The sequence below is a fragment of the Roseobacter sp. OBYS 0001 genome (assembly GCF_019654895.1).
Classification (GTDB): Bacteria; Pseudomonadota; Alphaproteobacteria; order Rhodobacterales; family Rhodobacteraceae; genus Roseobacter; species Roseobacter litoralis.
In genome coordinates this window covers 76,500-95,668 of sequence record NZ_BPES01000003.1, presented here as the reverse complement: position 1 = coordinate 95,668, position 19,169 = coordinate 76,500, and the positions used below count along the sequence as shown (strand labels likewise).

The window sequence follows — 19,169 nt, the reverse complement described above, 5'->3', positions numbered from 1 at the left end:
AATCATGGTCCATCTGAACTGACGCATGCGCAAACAACACCGGGATCAGGTATCATTTGTCCCTCAGAACCAGCTCTTCGATTTCCCGGTCGCCCATGACGCCAACCGGCCGCAGCGCCATAGTCAGAACGATCACAAGGCCGAGCATCACACCGGACAGGCCAAGCACTTCGGGAAAATCGATCCCCACGATCACCGGGCCGGTTTCCAGCCAGCGGACGACCTCCAACCCGAATGAGATCGCGAATGTGCCCAAAACCGCGCCCGTCACCGTCCGCATACCCCCAAAGATCAGCATCGCGAGCGTCAGAAAAACATGATTGAAATAGAAAGGGCGCGCCGAGATCGTACCAAGGAAATAGGCATAGGCGATCCCGGCCCCCGCAAGGATCAGACCCGACAGTACCCAAGCGATCAGGCGCAGGCGCACCACATTGACGCCCATCGCGGCTGATCCCGTCTCGTCATCTGCCGAGGCGCGTAGCATCGCGCCCCATGGGCTTTCTCGAAACCCGCGCACGATAAAGACGACCACCACCGCAAGGACCACGATCGACGTAAGCGAAAAGACCTGCGGTATGCCAAAGAACGCCTGATTGCCTTTGAAAATATCCGTTCGGTACAGGAATATTGAATGCACGATCACCAGCACGGCAAGCGTCGCGATGGTGGCCCCGGTGCCGGTCATCCGCACGATGAAGATACCCACCAGAAACGCAATGGCCCCGGTGATCAGCAGCGCGACAATCGCGGATGTCACCGGATCCAGCGCAAAAGTATTCAGGCCCCACGGGGCATCGGGCAGCGATATCTGTTTCATCGCCACGGGGGTAACGCAGATGGCTGCCGCATAGGCCCCGATGCCCATAAACGCACTGTGGCTCAGGTTTGTGAGCCGCGAATTGCCCATAAAAACCTGCAGGCCAAGGACGACAATCAGGTTCACATAGGCGCTATAAATCAGCCGCAGCTGGTATTTGGAGGCAAAGAACGTGGCCAGCACCCCGATCACAATAAGGATGGCGGCCAGCATACATGCTCCGAGTACCCCGCGTTTCTGGCCTCGGGTCAAGGTCATAGCTTGTCCCCTTTTTCCTTGGCCGGGCTGAGGATACCATCGGGGCGCCACACAAGAACCAGCGCGATGATCCCGAAGACAAAGGCATCCTTGAGGCCCCCATATTCCTGCGGCAGCAACACCAGCATGCCGACCTCGATGGCCCCCAACAAAAACCCGCCAAGCACCGCACCCGGCAAGCTGCCAAAGCCGCCAACGACGCAGGCCACAAAAGCCTTCAGCACCGGGTTGAAACCGAAATGCGGATCAACAGACCCGCGCCGCGCCATGATGAAGATACAAGCCAGCCCCGCCAGCAACCCCGAAATCAGGAACGCCAGCGCAAAAACGCGGTTCGCGCGGATACCGGTCAGCCGCACCATCTCGAAATCAAGCGAAGCCGCCCGCATGGCCAGACCAAGCGTGGTGCGTTGCAGGAACAGGACAAGGCCGACGATGACCACGACCGTTGTGATGGATTCAAAAATCTGCAGCGAGGAAATCTGCACCCCAAAGAGGGTCACGGGCACATCCAGAAAATAGAGCGACGTGACTGCAATAGGTCGGGGAGAGATAAACAGCAAAAACAGGTTTTGCAGAACGATCGACACGCCAAAGGCCGTCAAGAGCCCCGTGGTGGGGTCCGCGTATCTGACCGGCCGGAACGCAACCCGTTCCAGCGCGACCGAGGTCAGCGCTGCAGCGCCCACAGCCCCCACGATAATGATCAGCGGATTGGCCGTCACCAGCGCTGCAAAGGCCACCATCGTGTAGCCGCCCACGGCAATGACCTCTCCGTGGGCGAAATTCACCAGACCCATAACGGAAAAGACAATCGCCAGACCCAGTGCCAAAAGCGCGTATTCAGCCCCGAAAGACAGCGCGTTGATGATCTGTTGTGCTGCATATTCCATCTCAGACCAGCCCCGTCAGTTTCGCCATCATGTCTTTGCTTCCACCCAGCACCTCGGCGGTGCCTTCGGCCTGAATGCGGCCATTGTTCAACAGATAGGCATAATCGGAAATCTTCAGCGCTTGTCGCGCGTTTTGTTCGACCAGCAGGATGGTCATACCGTCGGCCCGCAGTTGCGCGATGAGTTCAAACACCTGTGCGACAATGCGGGGCGCGAGCCCAAGGCTGGGTTCATCCAGCAGCAGGATCTTGGGCTTGGACATCAGGGCCCGCGCGATGGCGAGCATCTGTTGCTCGCCCCCCGACAGCGTGCCACCCGGTTGATTGCGGCGTTCGCCCAAGATGGGAAAGGTGTCAAACCAGCGCTCGATATCCCGCTGCACCTCCGCCCTGTCCGTCCGGATACCGCCACCAAGGCGCAGGTTCGCCTCCACGCTCAGGTTACTGAAAATCCGGCGGCCTTCGGGCGATACCGCGATGCCACGCTGGATGCGGTCTTCAACGCTGACACCGCTGAGGTCCGCACCCTCCAGCATGATGCGCCCACTGGCCTGAGCCACGCCGCATATGGCCGAGATTGTCGAAGTCTTCCCCGCGCCATTGGGCCCAAGCAGTACCACACACTTCCCCGCACCAACCTGCAGGGAAATGCCGTGGACCGCTTCGATGGGACCATGCGAAACGCAGAGGTTTTGAATGTCTAACATGAGATCATGGGGCGCACGGCAATGGCACCGTGCGCCCGCTCCATCTTACCAGTCGGTTGGTACGTTTTCAGGGATTTCGTTCGAAATCAGCACCCTTTTACCGCCTTCAAACCCGATAACGGGAATGGTGCGCTGCGCGTATGTCTTGGTCTCCTTGAACGAAATGCTGTCCACGGTCAGCACCGGAATACTGTCCGCGTCGCGGATCGTTTGCGCGATGGTCTCAGGATCCACGCTGCCCGATTGCTCAACCGCCCATGCCAGCGCCTTGACCGTGTCCGCGCCCGTCGCCGGGAAAAGACCCGGCACATCGATGCCCATCTCTTTGCAATCAGACATGAATTGCACCACGGCGCTGTCCGCATGGCTTGGCGCGAGTGTGGCAAAGAACACCTTGTCAAGGATCGACGGATCATCGGTTCCGATGGCGTCAAGGGACGGGTCATCAAACCCATCTGAGCCCACGACCCAAGCGTCTATGCCGGCACTGCGCAACTGGCGCACCAACACGCCGACATCCGGCATGATCGAAGAGATATAGACCGCATCCACCTCTTCCCCCAGCGCGCGCATTTCCGCAATCTGTGGGGACCAGTCAGATGTGCCAAAGCTGAAATTCAGCGTGCTCAGGACCTTGCCGCCGCCTGCTTCGATGACCTCGCCGAACCAAAGCGGCGTTTTGGCAGACCAGCTGCCCCCTTCGTCAGATGCCAGCAGGACAACGTTCTTTACGCCATTTTCCAGCGCATAGTTGGCAGCCGCCGTCGCGGTGAAAGGATCAGGCGAGACACCGGTAAAGAAATTATCGACGATGCCTGCATGCATCTCGACCTGTGTCGATTGTGGCTGAAAGATCGACACGCCATAGCCCTGCGCGATCTGGGCCACAGGGATCATCGTGTCGGAAAACGGGATCGTACCCAGCATGACCGCCCCTTCGTCCAGAAACTTCTGCGCCAGAGAGATCGCGGTCTGCGTGTCAGCACCGGAATCCTGCACCAGAATCTCGATCATCTTTCCGTCAACGCCACCATCTGCGTTGATCATTTCAGCCATGCAGCGGGCCCCCTGCCATTCGGAATAGGGCGCATAGTCACCGGTCATCGGCACGCCGAGGCCAATCTTGATGGTGTCTTGGGCAAAGGCGGGTGTCACCAATGCGGTGCATGCCAGCGCGGCGATTATGGACTTTTTCATTACGTTCTCCTTGATGTTGGTTTCTTGGAATCAGGCGTCAGTGCCTGCGTCTTCTCCGAGGTAGGCGGTGACAACCTTTGGGTTCTTGGTGACCTCTTCGGGGGTGCCCTCGGCAATGATCGCGCCCATGTCGAGCACGGTAATCCGTTCGCACAGGTTCATGATGAACTTCAGGTCGTGGTCGATTACGAACAGCGCACATTCCGCCTCACGCTGCACCCATGTGAGCGCCCGCCCGAGGGCTTCGGTCTCTTCTTCGTTCATGCCCGCCGCAGGTTCATCCAGCATCAGAACCTTGGGCCGCAACGCGAGCCCCCGTACGATTTCCAGCCGTCGTTGATCGCCGTAGGACAGGGCATTGGCCCGCTGTGTCAGCTTGCGCCGCAGTCCGAATTCATCAATCGCCGCCTCGGGCAAGGGCGCACCCCGACCCGCATAGCGCGCCACATCAATGTTCTGCTCGACACTCAGGCTTGGAAAAACGCGCAGGTTCTGAAACGTGCGTGCAATGCCCTTGCGCGCACGCTCATGGGCGCTTTGACGGGTAATAGGCTGACCCTCAAGCGTGATCGTACCCGCCGTTGGCACCAGCAGACCGGAGATCAGATTAACGAGCGTGGATTTGCCCGCGCCATTCGGCCCGATCAGTCCCCGCACCTCTCCGGCGGCGAGTGTCAGAGAGACATTGCGCACCGCATGCACGCCACCAAAGGATTTATCGATGCCGTTCAACTCGAGCATACGACCCTCCTGCGGGTTTGTCGCTCCTGAGTGAATGTGCGCATCACAGCACGCCCAGTTCTGCCAGCAAATCCGCCGTGGTCACCTGACGACAATAGCCTTTGATGGTGCTGAGCGAATTTTCGTGCCGCTCCGGCGTGTAGGTCAGGCATGCATCCACAACCTGTGTGACCAGATAGCCCAGATCGCAGGCGTCACGGATCGCACTTTCCACGCATTGATCCGTGATCAGGCCGGACAGCACCAATTGCTTGACGCCCAGATTGCGCAGCACATAGTCGATATGGGTCGACACAAAGACCGAGGAAGAGGATTTCGGCAGCACGATTTCATCGCTTTGCGGCGCGATCTGGTCGATCACCTTGCCGTCCCATGACCCTTTGGGCACGTTGAACCCGGTGATCTTGTAATCCAGCGACCGATCGCGCCCATCCAGCGTCAGGCTTTCGATCGTGGTATACATCACCTCGATCCCGGCGGCGCGACTGGCGGTCTGGATCGCTTGCATGTTGGGGATCACGCGCGCGTCCAGCTCATCAAAAAACCACCGGTATTTCGCCGTGAACTCCGCCGCATCCAGATCCTTGAATTCGCCGCCTTCGCGGTGAGCCGCAAAGTTCTGCACGTCTATGAACAACAGCGCGGATTGTTCTGGTACCAAGGGCACATTTCGGGTCAGCGTCATGGGGTATCCTCCAGAATAGACCGGATCGCAGGGACCAACAGATCGGCCCAGCGCGCCACCCCGTCGGCATCGCGCAGGTGATCGTTGCGCACCTCGATCAGCGCGTGTTGCACCCCGCGTGCCTCGGCATGCTGGGGGATGAACCAATCGCTGGCGTCATCAATCTGATAGGGTTGGTTCAGGGCCAGTGTCAGTTCGGGCGCGGCGTTGGAGATCGACGACATCAGACGCTGCGCGGTCTTGATATCCTGCCGGGTCAGAAACCCCGCATCCCACTGCCTGTCTTCGCCCTGAAAGTGGCGCGTATAGGAATGGATGGAAAACACCGTATGCCGGGGGTGCGCCTCAAAAGCGGCGGTGATCGCGCCGTTCATCGGATCAAATATCTCTCGCTGCCGCAGATAACGGTCATGGGCCGTCAGTCCCATGTTTCCCGGCACAGGCACATCATCGCTGAGCGCCGGAATGGACCCCTCGGACCCGGGCGGCCGATTGCAATCTATGACAAGGCGGCTGTAGCGCTGCAGGATCAGCGGGCAACGCAGCCGGTCCGCGAGCGCACGGGCCAGCTTTTCCGCACCGATGTCCCAGCCAATGTGCCCGTCTATTGCCCCGTCAGGCAGCCCCAAACCACCCAAGGCTTGCGGCACAGCCTGACCGGCATGTTCACACAACAGCAGCAGCGGTACAGCAGAATCTGCATGGCAGGATTCAATTGGCGCAGGATCGTCCGCACTCAGCAACGGGCCTGTCCCCGGCTCGGCGTTTCGCGCTGCAGACACGTCGATGGCGTTTGGTTGAGTCAAGGCGTTCCCCACAAGCTTTGGAAAGTAGACGAATGAAAACTTCCAAAGTCAAGAGATATGCATTGACTGAAATTATTTTTTCACTCACGCTACGCCTAACCGGAGCAATCGCATGTCTTATGTGCAGATCAGATATAAAATAGAACAGGCGTCCGATACCTTCACCAAAGGTGAGCGCAAACTCGCAGCGGCGATCCTGTCGGATTACCCTTATGCGGGACTATCCTCCATTCAGGATCTTGCCAAACGCTCAGAGGTGTCCGCCCCGTCGATTTCGCGTTTCATGACCAAGATCGGCCTAACCGGGTATCAGGAATTCCACCGTGCGCTGATTGCCGAACTGAAGGACGGCGACCGCAGCCCGGTAGAGGTGCACGCCGGGGATCGCCATATTGAAGGCGACTACCTGTCTGATTTTCTGACAAAGGCCAGCGCGCAAATGGCCATCGCCGGTGACGCGATTACCGAAGAGCAGTTCAACCGGGTCTGCGCGCTGCTGGCCAACCCCAAACACAGTATTTATGTGATTGGCGGGCGGATCAGCGACACAATTGCGGCCCATCTGTCCTTTCACCTGCGTCAGGCGCGGCGGGGTGTTTATCATCTGCCCTCTGACCCGGAAACATGGCCGGAATACCTGCTGCGGATGAAAGCGGGGGATATCTTTTTCGTGGTAGACTTTCGCCGCTATCAAAAGGCGCTGGCATCCCTTGCCGGGTTGGCGCGCAACGAGCGGGGCGCCCGTGTTGTGGTCATGACCGACAAGTGGATTTCGCCCGTAGCGCGGCATGCCTCCGACGTTTTACCCGTGCCAATCGAATCCGGCACCCTGTGGGACACCTATTCCTCCGCTCTCGCCGTCACAGAGGCGATCGTCACCCGCATTGCCGAAGACAATTGGGCGCATACAAAGGACCGGATCGAAAGCTGGGACAAGCTGCGCGTCACCACAAAGGACAGTATTGAATGACCCCGATGCCCTTGATTTTTGCCGCCACCTGCGACATCGCGGGCAAGGTACGCGGCAAGGCCTTTCCCGCTGATCAGCTTGAAAAACGGCTCAAGCGTGGTGTGGGCTGGGTGCCGACGAACGTGCAGATTACATGTTTTGACAGTATCGCCGACAGCCCTTTCGGCTCTTTGGGGGATCTGCTGCTGGTGCCTGATCCCGCTTGCGACGTGAAGGTCGCCTTTGGTGAGCGCGCGGCGGAGCATTTCATGCTTGGCGATATCGTTACACTGGACGGCGCACCTTGGGATTTCTGCACCCGGCACATCTTGCGCGACGCCCTCAACAGGCTGCACCGCCTGTCGGGCGCACACCTGTTTTCCGCCTTTGAACATGAGTTTCAATTGAAGGGCGCTGGAATGCCCAACGAAGGCTTCGGGCGCAACGCCTTTGAGCGCCAGCGCGCGTTGCTCGAAACCCTGATGGGTGCGCTGAAACATGCGGGGCTGTCGCCGGACAGTGTCATGAAAGAATATGGTCCCAACCAGTTTGAGGTCGTCATCGCCCCGGAAATCGGCATCAAATCCGCCGATCACGCGGTCATCCTGCGTGAATTGACCCGCTCTGCGGCCACCCATCTGGGAGAGGCCGCAACCTTTGCCCCAATCCTTGACGTCACCTCGGTAGGGAACGGTTTGCACATACACATGAGTTTCCGCGATGATGAGGGCGCGCCACTGACCCACGACGAACACGGCCCGTGCGGCATGTCCAAACTGACGGACGCTTTCGCCGCTGGTGTTTTGAAATACATGGGCAATATCCTCGCACTCACGGCCCCGTCTGTGGTGTCATATGAACGTCTGACGCCGCACCGCTGGTCAGCTGCCTATAACAATCTTGGCTTTCGCGACCGCGAGGCGTCGTTGCGGGTGTGTCCCGTCACAACGCGGGACCCCGCCTCTGTCGCACGGCAGTTCAACATCGAATACCGCGCAGCGGATGCGGCCGCCTGCCCCCATCTGGCACTGGCGGCGGTGGTCCATGCGGGCTGTCAGGGGATCGAGGACGGCCTGACCGCGCCTGCCGCGACGCAAGAAGACCTGTCGCTGCTGTCGCCTGCTGAATTGGGCGCGCGCGGTTTCACGCGATTGCCCGAAACGCTGGAGGCCGCTCTTGATGCCTTTGCCACCAGTGATACGGTGAGAGGCTGGTTCCCGGCGCAATTTGCCGAGGTTTACCTCGCGCATAAACAGGCAGAGATCGCACATCTGGCGGACATGGACACCGATGCGAAATGTGCCGCCTATGCCAACACGTACTGAGGATACCTGATGAAACTCGCGCTGTGGCAGACCCATCCAAGATCAGGCATCGCCTCGGCGCTGACGGCGCTGCGCGAGGCTGCGACATCTGCTGCGGCACAGGGGGCGGATGTGTTGATCACGCCTGAAATGTTCGTGGGCGGGTATAACATCGGGCCGGACCGCATCGCCACACATGCAGATCATGCCGCACAGGTGCTGGACAGCCTCAAGTCGATTGCCACAACGCAGGACATCGCATTGGTCGTGGGCCTGACCCTGCCCGCGCACCCCCTGCCCCATAACGCCTGCGTGGTCATCGACAACACAGGCACAGAGGTCGCCCGCTATCACAAAACCCATCTTTTCGGGGATGTGGATCGCGCACAGTTCAGCGCGGGTGCGGCACTGTCAGAGGTCTTTGACTTAGCGGGCTGGAAGGTCGCCCTCGCGATTTGCTATGACGTTGAATTCCCCGAACTGATAAGATCGCTGGCGCTGCGCGGGGCCGAGGTTATCCTGACACCTACCGCCAATATGGAACCCTTTGACACCATCAACACACGTCTGGTCCCGGCCCGCGCCGAGGAAAACGGCGTTTATGTAGCCTATTGCAACTACATCGGGGCCGAAGCGCAATTCACCTATAATGGCCTGTCCTGTCTATCCGGGCCGGACGGGCAGGATCATGTGAGAGCAGAAAAGACAGAAGCGATGCTCTTTGCGACCCTCGACCGGGCAGACCTGACGCGTGCGCGGCAATCGCAAACCCATCTGCAGGATCGTCGCCCGGACCTTTATGGAGACATCACATGAAGCCCGTAACCGTCTTTGGGCCCGATTTTCCCTTTGCCTATGACGACTGGATCGCGCACCCTGATGGGCTGGCCACTTTGCCTGCCGCGGCGCACGGCGCGCGCGTCGCCATCATCGGCGCGGGTGCTGCGGGGGTGATCGCGGGCTATGAGTTGATGAAGCTTGGCCTGCGCCCGATCCTTTTTGAAGCCGGTCAGTTCGGCGGGCGCCTGCGCTCGCAACCTTTCGAAGGGGCCGAAGGCGTCATCGCAGAATTGGGCGGCATGCGGTTTCCCGTCTCCAGCACCGGGTTTTACCATTATGTCGATCTGCTTGGCATTCAAAGCAAACCCTTCCCCAACCCGCTGACCGCCGCTGCGGGATCAACGGTGATCGACCTACTGGGCAAGACCTATTACGCACAGACTTTGCAGGACCTGCCACCGCTCTTCCATGAGGTCGCGCAAGCCTATGAGGCAGCACTGGAGCAAGAGGCCAATTTCAGCGCGCTGAAGCAGGCGATACGTGACCGCGACATCCCGCGTATCAAGGAAATCTGGAACCCGATTGTCACCGCATGGGACGAGCGCACCTTTTATGACTTCGTGGCCTCCTCCGAGGCATTCAAGAAGCTTTCGTTTCACCACCGTGAGGTGTTCGGGCAGGTCGGTTTCGGCACGGGCGGCTGGGACAGTGATTTTCCCAATTCCATGCTGGAAATCCTGCGCGTCAATGTCACCGAATGTGACGATCACCAACGCTATATGGTTGGCGGGGTGGAACAGGTGCCGCGCAAGCTCTGGCAACATAAACCCGACCGCCTTGTCCACTGGCCCGCCGGCACATCGCTGCGATCGCTCAATGACGGGGCGACGCGCTCGGGCGCCAAACGCATCCGGCGGCTGGACACTGGTCAGATCGAGGTCACGGATGCCTGGGGGCGTGCGGAAGGGTTTGACGCCGTGCTCGTCACCTGTCAGTCGCATCTGCTGAGCACGCAGATCGACACCGAAGAATCCCTGTTTTCGCAAGGCCTGTGGATGGCGCTGGACCGGACCCGCTACATGCAATCGGCCAAGACCTTCGTGATGGTGGATCGCCCCTTCTGGAAGGACAAGGACCCCGTCACGGGCCGTGATACTATGTCGATGACCCTGACGGACCGAATGACGCGGGGCACCTATCTGTTTGACAACGGGCCGGACAAACCCTCGGTGATCTGCCTCAGCTATGCGTGGATGACCGACGCGCTCAAGGTGCTGCCCCTGCCGGTTGAGCAGCGCGTGGAACTGGCGCTCGCGGCCTTGGCGAAAATCTATCCCGATGTGGATATCCGCAGCCATATTCTGGGCGATCCGATCACTGTCAGCTGGGAGGCGGATCAGAATTTCCTTGGTGCTTTCAAAGGGGCCTTGCCCGGTCACTACCGCTATAATCACCGCATGTTCGGGCATTTCGTGCAGAGCAATATGCCCGCGAGCGAACGCGGCATTTTCCTCGCTGGGGATGGCGTAAGCTGGACGCCTGCATGGGTCGAGGGGGCTGTGCAAACCTCGCTCAATGCCGTGGCCGGGATCATCGCCCATTTCGGCGGCACCCCCTCGCCTGCCAACCCTTCGCCACTCGAGGCCTATGAAAAACACGGGCCGGTGAGGTTGAGCGCATGACCCGCATTCCGGAACACTGTCCTTTTGCCATGGACGCGGTAATCTGGTCACAACCCATAACGCACAAACAACGATCAGCACGTCACTGAAGCGGAGGCCAAAAATGAGCTGCAATCACACGATCCACAAGCACCACCATCACCTTGGCTGGGACAATGCGATCGACCCCGTGCTCAGCGTGGCCCCCGGTGAGACCATCGCGGTTGAGACGATAGATGCCTCCGGCGGGCAATTGCACGCGCAATCGACCTTGGATGATCTCAAGGCGCTGGATTTTGACAAGGTCAATCCGGTGACAGGCCCGATCTACGTGGAGGGGGCCGAACCGGGCGATACCGTGGCGATCACCTTTCAGGCTTTTCATGCCTCGGGCTGGGGCTGGACGGCGAATATTCCGGGCTTTGGGCTGCTGGCCGATGACTTTCCCGATCCTGCCCTGCATGTCTGGACCTATGACACGGGGCTTGCCAAACCCGCCGTATTCGCGCCCTTCGGTCAGGTTGCGCTGAAACCCTTCGTCGGGACGATCGGGCTTGCGCTGGCCGAAACAGGGCAGCACAGCGTCGTGCCGCCGCGCCGCGTGGGCGGCAATCTGGACATCCGCGACAATTGTCTGGGCACGACGCTCTACCTGCCGGTCGAAGTGGCGGGTGGTTTGCTGTCACTCGGTGACACCCACGCCGCACAGGGCGACGGCGAGATTTGCGGCACCGCCATCGAAAGCCCGATGGACGTTGAGATCAAGGTCGATCTGATAAAAGGCTCGCAATCCCCCTTCCCACGGCTCGAAACCAGCGGCCCAGTCACCAATCACATTGACCAGCAAGGATACCGGATCACGACGGGCATCGGTCCTGACCTTATGCAGTCATCGCGTGATGCGGTCCGACAGATGATCGATTGGATCTGCGCGACCTCCGGCATTGCACCTGTTGAGGCTTACATGCTTTGCAGCGTCGCGGGCGATTTGCGGATATCGGAAATCGTGGACATGCCCAATTGGGTGGTAAGCTTCTACTTCCCGAAATCTGCCTTGGGTTAAGGACGATAGCTGCTGCGCGCCATTACGCCGTGGGGAAACTCCGGCCCCGACGGCGGTAAACGCCCCGTGTGTCAATCAACAAGGGCGCATGTTCGGCGATCATATCATAATCGAAACCCGTGTGATCCGTCAGCAGCAGAACGGCATCCTGCTCTGCAAGGGTTTCGGGTGTCAAAAGTGTCGATGACAGATCGAATTGATGTTCACGCATCACGGGGAATACCGGTACATGCGTGTCAGAATAGGAAAGGTCGACACGCCAGTCGCGCAACAACTCCATGATCAGCACGGACGGGCTTTCGCGCACATCTTCGATATCGCGTTTATACGCGATCCCCAGAACCATGACCTTTGCGCCCTTCAGCGCCTTGCCACGCTCGGATAAGGCACGGATGAGTTTGTTCACAACATAGGACGGCATCGATGCATTGATCTCACCCGCAAGCTCGATAAACCGCGTATGCAGGCCAAATTCCCGCGCTTTCCACGTCAGATAAAACGGGTCAATCGGGATGCAATGCCCGCCAATGCCGGGACCGGGATAGTACGGGACAAACCCGAATGGTTTGGTCGCAGCGGCATCAATGACTTCGTGGATATCAAGGTCCATCGCATCCGCGACAACTTTCATCTCATTCATCAGCCCGATGTTCACAGCGCGCTGAATGTTCTCCAGCAGTTTGGTCATCTCTGCCGCTTTCGTGGAACTGACGGGAACAACCTTGGCAATAAACGCGCTGTAGAGGGCGACACCGACGTCACGGCATGCCTGCGTATCGCCACCAAGTACTTTTGGAATTGTATGCGTAGAGAAATCGACGTTGCCCGGATCTTCGCGTTCCGGCGAGTAGACAAGGAAGAAATCAGTGCCCACAGTCAGGCCGGCGCGCTCGACGTAGGGCTTTAGAATTTCGTCCGTGGTGCCGGGCCACGTGGTGCTTTCCAACGCCAGTATCTGACCTGCGCGCAGGTGCGGCCCAATCGTGTCCATCGTGGAGGTGATGAAACTCAGGTCGGGCTCGCGCTTCTTGTCCAGCGGCGTCGGCACGCAGATGATAAGCGCGTCACATTCGCGCGTAAGAGAGAAATCGCTCGTGGCCTCAAAGCCGGTCTTCGTGATCTCTTCCAACGCTGAATTGGGGATATGTCCGATGGGGCTTTGGCATGTGTTTAACTGTTTGATGCGGTCATCAAGCACGTCAAAACCGATGACCGGATATCCGGCATGCCCAACCGCCACGGCCAATGGAATACCCACATAGCCCATCCCAATGATGCCAACGACGGCCTTTTTATGCGTTATTTTGCTTAAAATGGTTCCCAATGGTGTGGAATTGACACGTTTGGACATATCGAGCCTTGTCTGGATGTTAAGCAGAAACCTCAGCCAGCGTTAGTGCAGGCGATGATATGAAGCAACCACAATAGCCACCGGCAGGTGCCCAATCGCGGTGTGACATTTCCATCAAAATCCGCCGGTTCAGGTTGTCTTGAGCCGCCGAACAGTATTCTCTAACCGGAACAAATGGTTGGGCGTAGATGTCATCATGATCGACGGACACAGCAAATTTCTGGCGCGATGCTTGTCCATCGACCTTGAGGTTGATCCTTCAACTGCCAAGATCTTTGCCATGGCAGCAGTCTGGCATGATGACCGCCCCGCTCTTGTCGCCAGAAAAGGCGTACAGGATCACCACATCAATCAGTTGGAAGAAGCGATCGCTGACATCGCGCATCCGATCGGTCATAACATCCTCCATCACGACATGGAGTACCTGATCGCTGTCAAGCCGCGCGTGTCAAAACTCATGCAGAGTCCCATTGATACACTGTGGCTAAACCCGCTCGCCTTTCCACGCAATCCCTACCATCGTCTGGTCAAGCATTATCATGACGGCCGCCTTGCCGTTGGTCATGTCAACGATCCGGAACTGGATGCCCAGCTTGTTTTCAAGGTTCTGGAAAATCAGCTCGACGCGTTTCTAACGCTTAATAGCACCGATAAGGATGCGCTCACAGCCTATCACTATCTGACCACGAGGATGGAACGCGCAAGCGGCTTTGACGCCGTGTTTCGATACTTAAGAAACGCAGCTTGCCCATCCGAAAGTGAGGCACTGACCGCCATTCGCCGGATGCTGAACGGACGCGCGTGCCAAAGCCGCACAGAACAAACAATCGGACGCCTTTCCAGCCCGCAAATTGGGTGGCCGATGGCCTATGCCCTGTCGTGGATTACCGTGGCGGGCGGAGATTCTGTGATGCCGCCCTGGGTGCGCGCGCAGTTCCGGGAAGCGTCCCTGATCGTGAGGCACCTGCGGGATACCTCTTGCAAGGATCCGGGCTGCGATTGGTGCGCCGAACAGAACGACCCCCTTCGCGCGTTGAACAAGTGGTTTGGGTTTGACAGCTTTCGCCCGCAACCTGTCGATCCTGACGGACGCCCCCTGCAGAAGCGCATTGTTGACGAAGCGATGTCGGGCACCAGCGTTTTGGGCATCCTTCCGACCGGTACAGGGAAATCGGTGTGTTATCAGGTTCCCGCCTTGTCGCGCTTTGACAAGATCGGAGCCCTTACCGTTGTGATATCACCCTTGGTCGCGCTGATGGCGGATCAGGTGCAGGGCATGGAAAGGGCCGGGATATCTTGTTCCGTGACCGTGAATGGCATGATGTCGATGCCGGAAAGGCAGGACGCTGTCGACAAGGTGCGCATGGGCGATGCGGGCATCCTCATCATTTCGCCCGAGCAACTGAGAAGTACGTCGATCCGATCAGCACTGAACCAACGTGAAGTCGGTCTGTGGGCCATTGACGAAGCGCATTGCGTCTCAAAATGGGGGCACGACTTCAGGCCTGATTACCGCTATCTCGGGCGGTTCATCAAAGAGCATTCCGGCGATCAACCGCCAGCGCCCATCATCTGCCTGACCGCGACCGCAAAGCCCGAAGTGGTTGCGGATATCATGGCGCATTTTCAATCTCGCGCCGGGGTCGAATTATTGCCGCTGGACGGCGGCGTTTCCCGCACGAACCTGACATTTGAAGTCAGGCCAACGACGAAGAGCAGCAAACTATCCGATGTCCTGACCGTCATCGAGGAGGGCATCCCCTCGGAAGGCCGCTCCGGTGCCGTGGTCTATTGCGCATCGCGCAAGGAAACCGAACGGGTTGCTGATTTCCTGAAATCGCAGGGCATGGATGCCGCACATTTTCATGCCGGTCTGAGTCCGGATGACAAACAGGCCGTTCAGGAGAGGTTCCGGGTTGGTGATCTCAGGGTCATCGCCGCGACCAATGCCTTTGGCATGGGGATCGACAAACCCGACATCAGGCTTGTGGTGCATGCCGACATTCCCGGATCCTTGGAAAACTACCTGCAGGAGGCCGGACGCGCCGGTCGTGACAGGGCCGATGCCAGCTGTGTTTTGCTGTTTGCCGCAGATGATGTGGAACGACAGTTCAGGTTGACCGCAAGCTCACGTCTCGCCCGGCACGAAATAGGCGCCATTCTCAAAGCGCTCCGGCGCATCGACGAGAAAACCAACAAGACCGGCAAGATCGTCGCCACAGCAGGCGAGATCGTACGATCCGAAAAGGATCGGGAGTTCGAGCGCGACAGCACAACAGATGACACCCGCGTCAAAACGGCCGTGTCATGGCTCGAAGAAGCCACGCTGGTTTCGCGTGAAGAGAACCGCGTGCGGATCTTGCCCTCGTCCTTGAGGGTCCGGACTTTCGAAGAAGCCAAGAAACGGCTTGCGGATGCCGACATCACCATGGCCCGTCGCAATCAGCTTTTGGGGATTATAAAACATCTCATGGCAGCCCCGCGGGATGAGGGCGTCTCGACCGACGTGCTGTGCGGTCTCAGCGGCTTGTCTTCAGGCGCCTTGCCCAAAGCCATGGCCGACCTCGAAACGCTTGGGATAGCCAGCAACGATGTTGCGATGACGGCCTTCGTACATGTGGGCGTTTCCAATCCGTCCTCCGCACGATTGTCCGAAGCCAGCACGCTTGAACGCGACCTGATTACCCTGATGCAAGAAATGGCACCGGAGGCGGACGATAAAACACCCTACCCCCTGAACTTGGCTGAGACCTGCCAGAATCTGCGCGACAACGGCCATTCGACAGTGCGTCCGAACGTCGTGGATAAATTGTTGCGCGGCATTTCACGTGATGGAAAAGGACAGGACGGTGGGAAAGGGAATATCCGGCTGCGCAAGGTCAGCCGTAATACGCTTCGGCTTACGGTGGAACGTTCCTGGAAAATCATCACCCAAACAGCAGAACTTCGATGGGCCGCTGCCAGTCTCCTCCTCAATCACCTGACCGGGCGGTTGGACAAAGGCGCGCGCGGCAAGGACCTTCAGGTCGAAACGACAATCGGAAATCTGTTGGCCGAACTCACGCAGGATGCATTTCTGAAAACCAGCGGCGTCCGTGACATGACCAAGCTGATGGAGCGATCGCTTTTGTGGTTACACGAACAGGGTGTGGTGACCCTTGGCAAGGGCCTCACCGTGTTTCGCCCCGCCATGACCGTGTTCCTCAACCCAAAGGGCGGGCAATTCACGCAGGCCGATTTTCTACCCCTGGAAGAGCATTATGACGAGCAGACGCTGCAAACCCATGTGATGGCGACCTATGCGGAAACCGGCCTGAAAAGCATGGTGGATGCCACACGTTTGTCAGAGGATTATTTCCTATTGAACAAAGAGCAGTTCATGAAACGCTGGATGCCCGGTATGGGGCGCGAAATAAAAAGGCAGACGACGAGCAGATCGTGGAAAACAATTGTTGAGGACCTGAAAAACAAGGTTCAGCAGGATATCGTAACCGATGACCGGGACCGCACGAACGTGTTGGTGCTGGCGGGACCGGGCTCTGGCAAGACAAGGGTGCTGGTGCACCGCATCGCCTATCTGCTGCGGATGAAGCGTGAGGACTCGCGCGGCATACTGGTGCTGGCCTATAACCGGCACGCTGCAGCCGAGATACGTGTCAGACTGCGCGCGCTGGTTGGAGACGACGCGGCAGGTGTTACAATTTCCACGTGCCATTCCCTTGCCATGCGTCTGGTCGGCGCAAGTTTCAGTGGAATCGACGCAGATACGACCGACTTTGACAACATCATCACAGAAGCCGTCGGCCAATTGAACGGCGACGGGCTGTCCAGATCCGAGGCGGAGGCGCAGCGCGACAGCCTGATCGAGGGGTATCGATGGATTCTGGTCGACGAATATCAGGACATCGGGCCGGAAGAATATGCGCTGATCTCAGCCGTAGCGGGGCGCTCGCTTGAAGACGCAGATTTAAAGCTGAGCCTTTTTGCGGTCGGCGATGATGACCAGAACATCTATGCCTTCAACGGGGCCTCCATCGACTTCATCCGCAGGTTTGAGGAGGATTACAAAGCCAGACCGGCCTTCCTGATCGAAAACTACCGCTCGACTGCCAATATCATTGAGGCGGCAAACGCGGTCATATCCAAAGCACCGGACCGCATGAAGGTCGACCACGAGATCCGGATCAACGAAGCGCGCAGCCTGGGTGTACCTGGCGGCAGGCTCGCAGACGCGGATCCGGTGGCCCAAGGCAGGGTGCAATTGTTGGATGTTCCGGGCGGTGACACGCATCAGGCAATCGCCGCAGTGGACGAAATGATCCGGCTCTCTCATCTTGATCCGAATTGGAACTGGGCCCGCACGGCGATTATCTCTCGCGACTGGAAACGTCTGGGGCCGGTGCGAACCTATGCAGAAACGAAGGGCCTCAACGTGGAAATGGCCAATGAGGATCTGCCGAATATCTGGCGGCTCAGGGAAACCCAGACCCTGATCGCCGGATTGCGAAACAAGCGCGGCGCGCTTCTTGGCGTTCAGGACATCCTAGGTATTCTCAACGAACAGGATCGCAATAAATGGGTCGACCTATTGGCGGAGGGCATCGCTGAACTGGCACGGGATTTGGGAACCAAGGCCATGCCTGCTCCGGACATTATCGAATGGGTCGCCGACTGGTCAAAAGACACTTTGGGAGAACAGCGCGGCTTACTATTGCTGACCGCCCACCGCGCAAAGGGCCTCGAATTCGATCATGTTTCAATTCTCAACGGGGGCTGGGATCGCGCATCACGCAATGAAGATCGCGAAGCGCCGCGCCGCCTTTTTTACGTTGCGATGACCCGTGCACAGCAAAGCCTGACAGTCCTGACAAGCGGAGAACACGCGCTTCTCAAGCGGGGTCTTAACTCCGTGCTGCACAGACGCTTGGTTCCTGATTTGCCCCGCAGTACGCCAATATCCAAAGTCTACCAGATGCCGAAACTGGACGTCGTTGACCTGTCATTTGCCGGGCGAAAACACGATGGTCATGCAATCTTCAGCGCCATAAACCAAGCCAAAGTTGGTGATCCGCTATCCCTCGAATATCGTGCCCCCTACTGGATGCTCGTGGATAAAAACAACCGGCTCCTTGGTCACATGGCGAAAGCATGGCAGCCCCCCGAGCATCATGCCTTCGTTTCCGGTCATGTCGGAGCGATTATCACTTGGCGCAAGACAGACAATCAAGAGAGTTACCGTCAACACATCAGGCGCGATACATGGGAAACGGTGTTGCCGGAGTTGATATTTCAGCCCCAGGGAGGACAAAGAACACCAGATATCACATCTCGTGAACTTACCACCGAACAAGGCACTCAGCCGGTGGAAACTTCAGGGCCAGTAAGCGCAGGAGATCGCGCAGAAAAGGTTCGCAAGGTCAAAGTTACCGGACATGAAGCCGCCAAAAGCCCGAGCCTCGATGACCTTCAAGCAATCCTGAAAGACGCCGTTTCCAGCACCACAACGTGGGAGCAGCTTATCGGCGAGTTAGAAAAACACTTGATCACTTTGTCGCCCAAGGGCGGTGGCTTGATCGTTACGAACATGGCCACGGGCGAGCAGTTGTGCAAACTATCCGCTCTTGGACTGCGTTATAGAAAGCTCATCCGCCACTTTGGCGATGGGTTTCCCGACCACCCCATGGAGTGGCTCGTTGAGCGAGCGTTGAAAGACAGCACTGTTGCGAAAGCGCCCGGAAAAGCGAGGGCGCGAAAAAAACCGACGGCCGACGACGATGACTTTGATCTGATTGAAGACTGAAGCAATCAGGCAGCATGAGCTGCTGCCGGGTTGGTATGGGATGCGACCCAATCATTTGTCTGAATGGCGCCGCTTGGCGCGGAGGGCAAGTTGGTCCTGCCAAACCTCGACGGTGTTTCCTTTGTTGCGCTGGCTCTTTAGGAACCCGCTACAGC

Annotated in this window: 14 protein-coding genes; 6 read left to right on the top strand and 8 right to left on the bottom strand. The window is 58.3% G+C overall.

The annotated features are described in order from the left end of the window. Positions 1–52: 52 nt before the first annotated feature. Genes K5Q35_RS08320 through K5Q35_RS08290 form a run of 7 tightly spaced genes read right to left on the bottom strand, consistent with a single transcriptional unit; the run spans position 53 to position 6,106 of the window. Complete coding sequence (locus K5Q35_RS08320; RefSeq protein WP_220799210.1) at positions 53–1,078, bottom strand: branched-chain amino acid ABC transporter permease; 1,026 nt, start codon at positions 1,076–1,078, stop codon at positions 53–55. Beyond that, the gene (locus K5Q35_RS08315; protein ID WP_220799209.1) at positions 1,075–1,971 is read right to left on the bottom strand and encodes a branched-chain amino acid ABC transporter permease; all 897 of its coding nucleotides are present in this window, start codon (positions 1,969–1,971) and stop codon (positions 1,075–1,077) included. Before K5Q35_RS08315 ends, K5Q35_RS08320 begins: the two co-directional genes overlap by 4 nt. 1 nt (position 1,972) lies before the next feature. After that, positions 1,973–2,677, bottom strand: a complete 705-nt coding sequence (locus K5Q35_RS08310; protein ID WP_013963065.1) for an ABC transporter ATP-binding protein — start codon at positions 2,675–2,677, stop codon at positions 1,973–1,975. A gap of 45 nt (positions 2,678–2,722) precedes the next feature. Further along, positions 2,723–3,874, bottom strand: coding sequence for an ABC transporter substrate-binding protein (locus K5Q35_RS08305; RefSeq protein WP_013963066.1), 1,152 nt, complete (start codon positions 3,872–3,874; stop codon positions 2,723–2,725). Between the two features lie 30 nt (positions 3,875–3,904). Continuing rightward, complete coding sequence (locus K5Q35_RS08300; RefSeq protein ID WP_013963067.1) at positions 3,905–4,615, bottom strand: ABC transporter ATP-binding protein; 711 nt, start codon at positions 4,613–4,615, stop codon at positions 3,905–3,907. Positions 4,616–4,658: 43 nt separating this feature from the next. Then, positions 4,659–5,300 carry an isochorismatase family cysteine hydrolase gene (locus tag K5Q35_RS08295; protein WP_220799208.1) on the bottom strand — a complete coding sequence of 214 codons (642 nt, stop codon included), beginning with the start codon at positions 5,298–5,300 and terminating at the stop codon, positions 4,659–4,661. Further along, positions 5,297–6,106 (bottom strand): N-formylglutamate amidohydrolase, encoded by an 810-nt coding sequence (locus tag K5Q35_RS08290; protein ID WP_220799207.1) that lies wholly within the window; start codon positions 6,104–6,106, stop codon positions 5,297–5,299. Before K5Q35_RS08290 ends, K5Q35_RS08295 begins: the two co-directional genes overlap by 4 nt. Before the next feature lie 112 nt (positions 6,107–6,218). On the opposite strand from K5Q35_RS08290, the gene K5Q35_RS08285 reads away from it, so the two are divergent. The 5 genes from K5Q35_RS08285 (at position 6,219) to K5Q35_RS08265 (ending at position 11,863) form a co-directional block, all read left to right on the top strand. After that, complete coding sequence (locus K5Q35_RS08285) at positions 6,219–7,076, top strand: MurR/RpiR family transcriptional regulator (protein ID WP_220799206.1); 858 nt, start codon at positions 6,219–6,221, stop codon at positions 7,074–7,076. Continuing rightward, complete coding sequence (locus K5Q35_RS08280) at positions 7,073–8,380, top strand: glutamine synthetase family protein (protein WP_220799205.1); 1,308 nt, start codon at positions 7,073–7,075, stop codon at positions 8,378–8,380. Before K5Q35_RS08285 ends, K5Q35_RS08280 begins: the two co-directional genes overlap by 4 nt. A 9-nt stretch (positions 8,381–8,389) precedes the next feature. Next, on the top strand, positions 8,390–9,175 hold the full coding sequence (locus tag K5Q35_RS08275) for a carbon-nitrogen hydrolase family protein (RefSeq protein ID WP_220799204.1): 786 nt from the start codon (positions 8,390–8,392) through the stop codon (positions 9,173–9,175). Then, a complete protein-coding gene (locus tag K5Q35_RS08270) occupies positions 9,172–10,821 on the top strand; it encodes an NAD(P)/FAD-dependent oxidoreductase (RefSeq protein ID WP_220799203.1) in 1,650 nt (549 codons plus the stop codon). The genes K5Q35_RS08275 and K5Q35_RS08270 overlap by 4 nt, the downstream gene beginning before the upstream one ends. Positions 10,822–10,924: 103 nt before the next feature. Then, positions 10,925–11,863, top strand: coding sequence for an acetamidase/formamidase family protein (locus K5Q35_RS08265; protein WP_220799202.1), 939 nt, complete (start codon positions 10,925–10,927; stop codon positions 11,861–11,863). A 22-nt stretch (positions 11,864–11,885) separates the two neighbouring features. Here K5Q35_RS08265 and K5Q35_RS08260 read toward each other — a convergent pair whose 3' ends face one another. Continuing rightward, positions 11,886–13,214 (bottom strand): nucleotide sugar dehydrogenase, encoded by a 1,329-nt coding sequence (locus K5Q35_RS08260; protein ID WP_220799201.1) that lies wholly within the window; start codon positions 13,212–13,214, stop codon positions 11,886–11,888. 196 nt (positions 13,215–13,410) lie between these two features. Between K5Q35_RS08260 and K5Q35_RS08255 the strand changes: the two genes are divergently transcribed. Next, positions 13,411–19,014: a RecQ family ATP-dependent DNA helicase gene (locus tag K5Q35_RS08255; RefSeq protein WP_220799200.1), complete on the top strand. Its 5,604-nt coding sequence runs from the start codon at positions 13,411–13,413 to the stop codon at positions 19,012–19,014. Positions 19,015–19,169 lie beyond the last annotated feature (155 nt).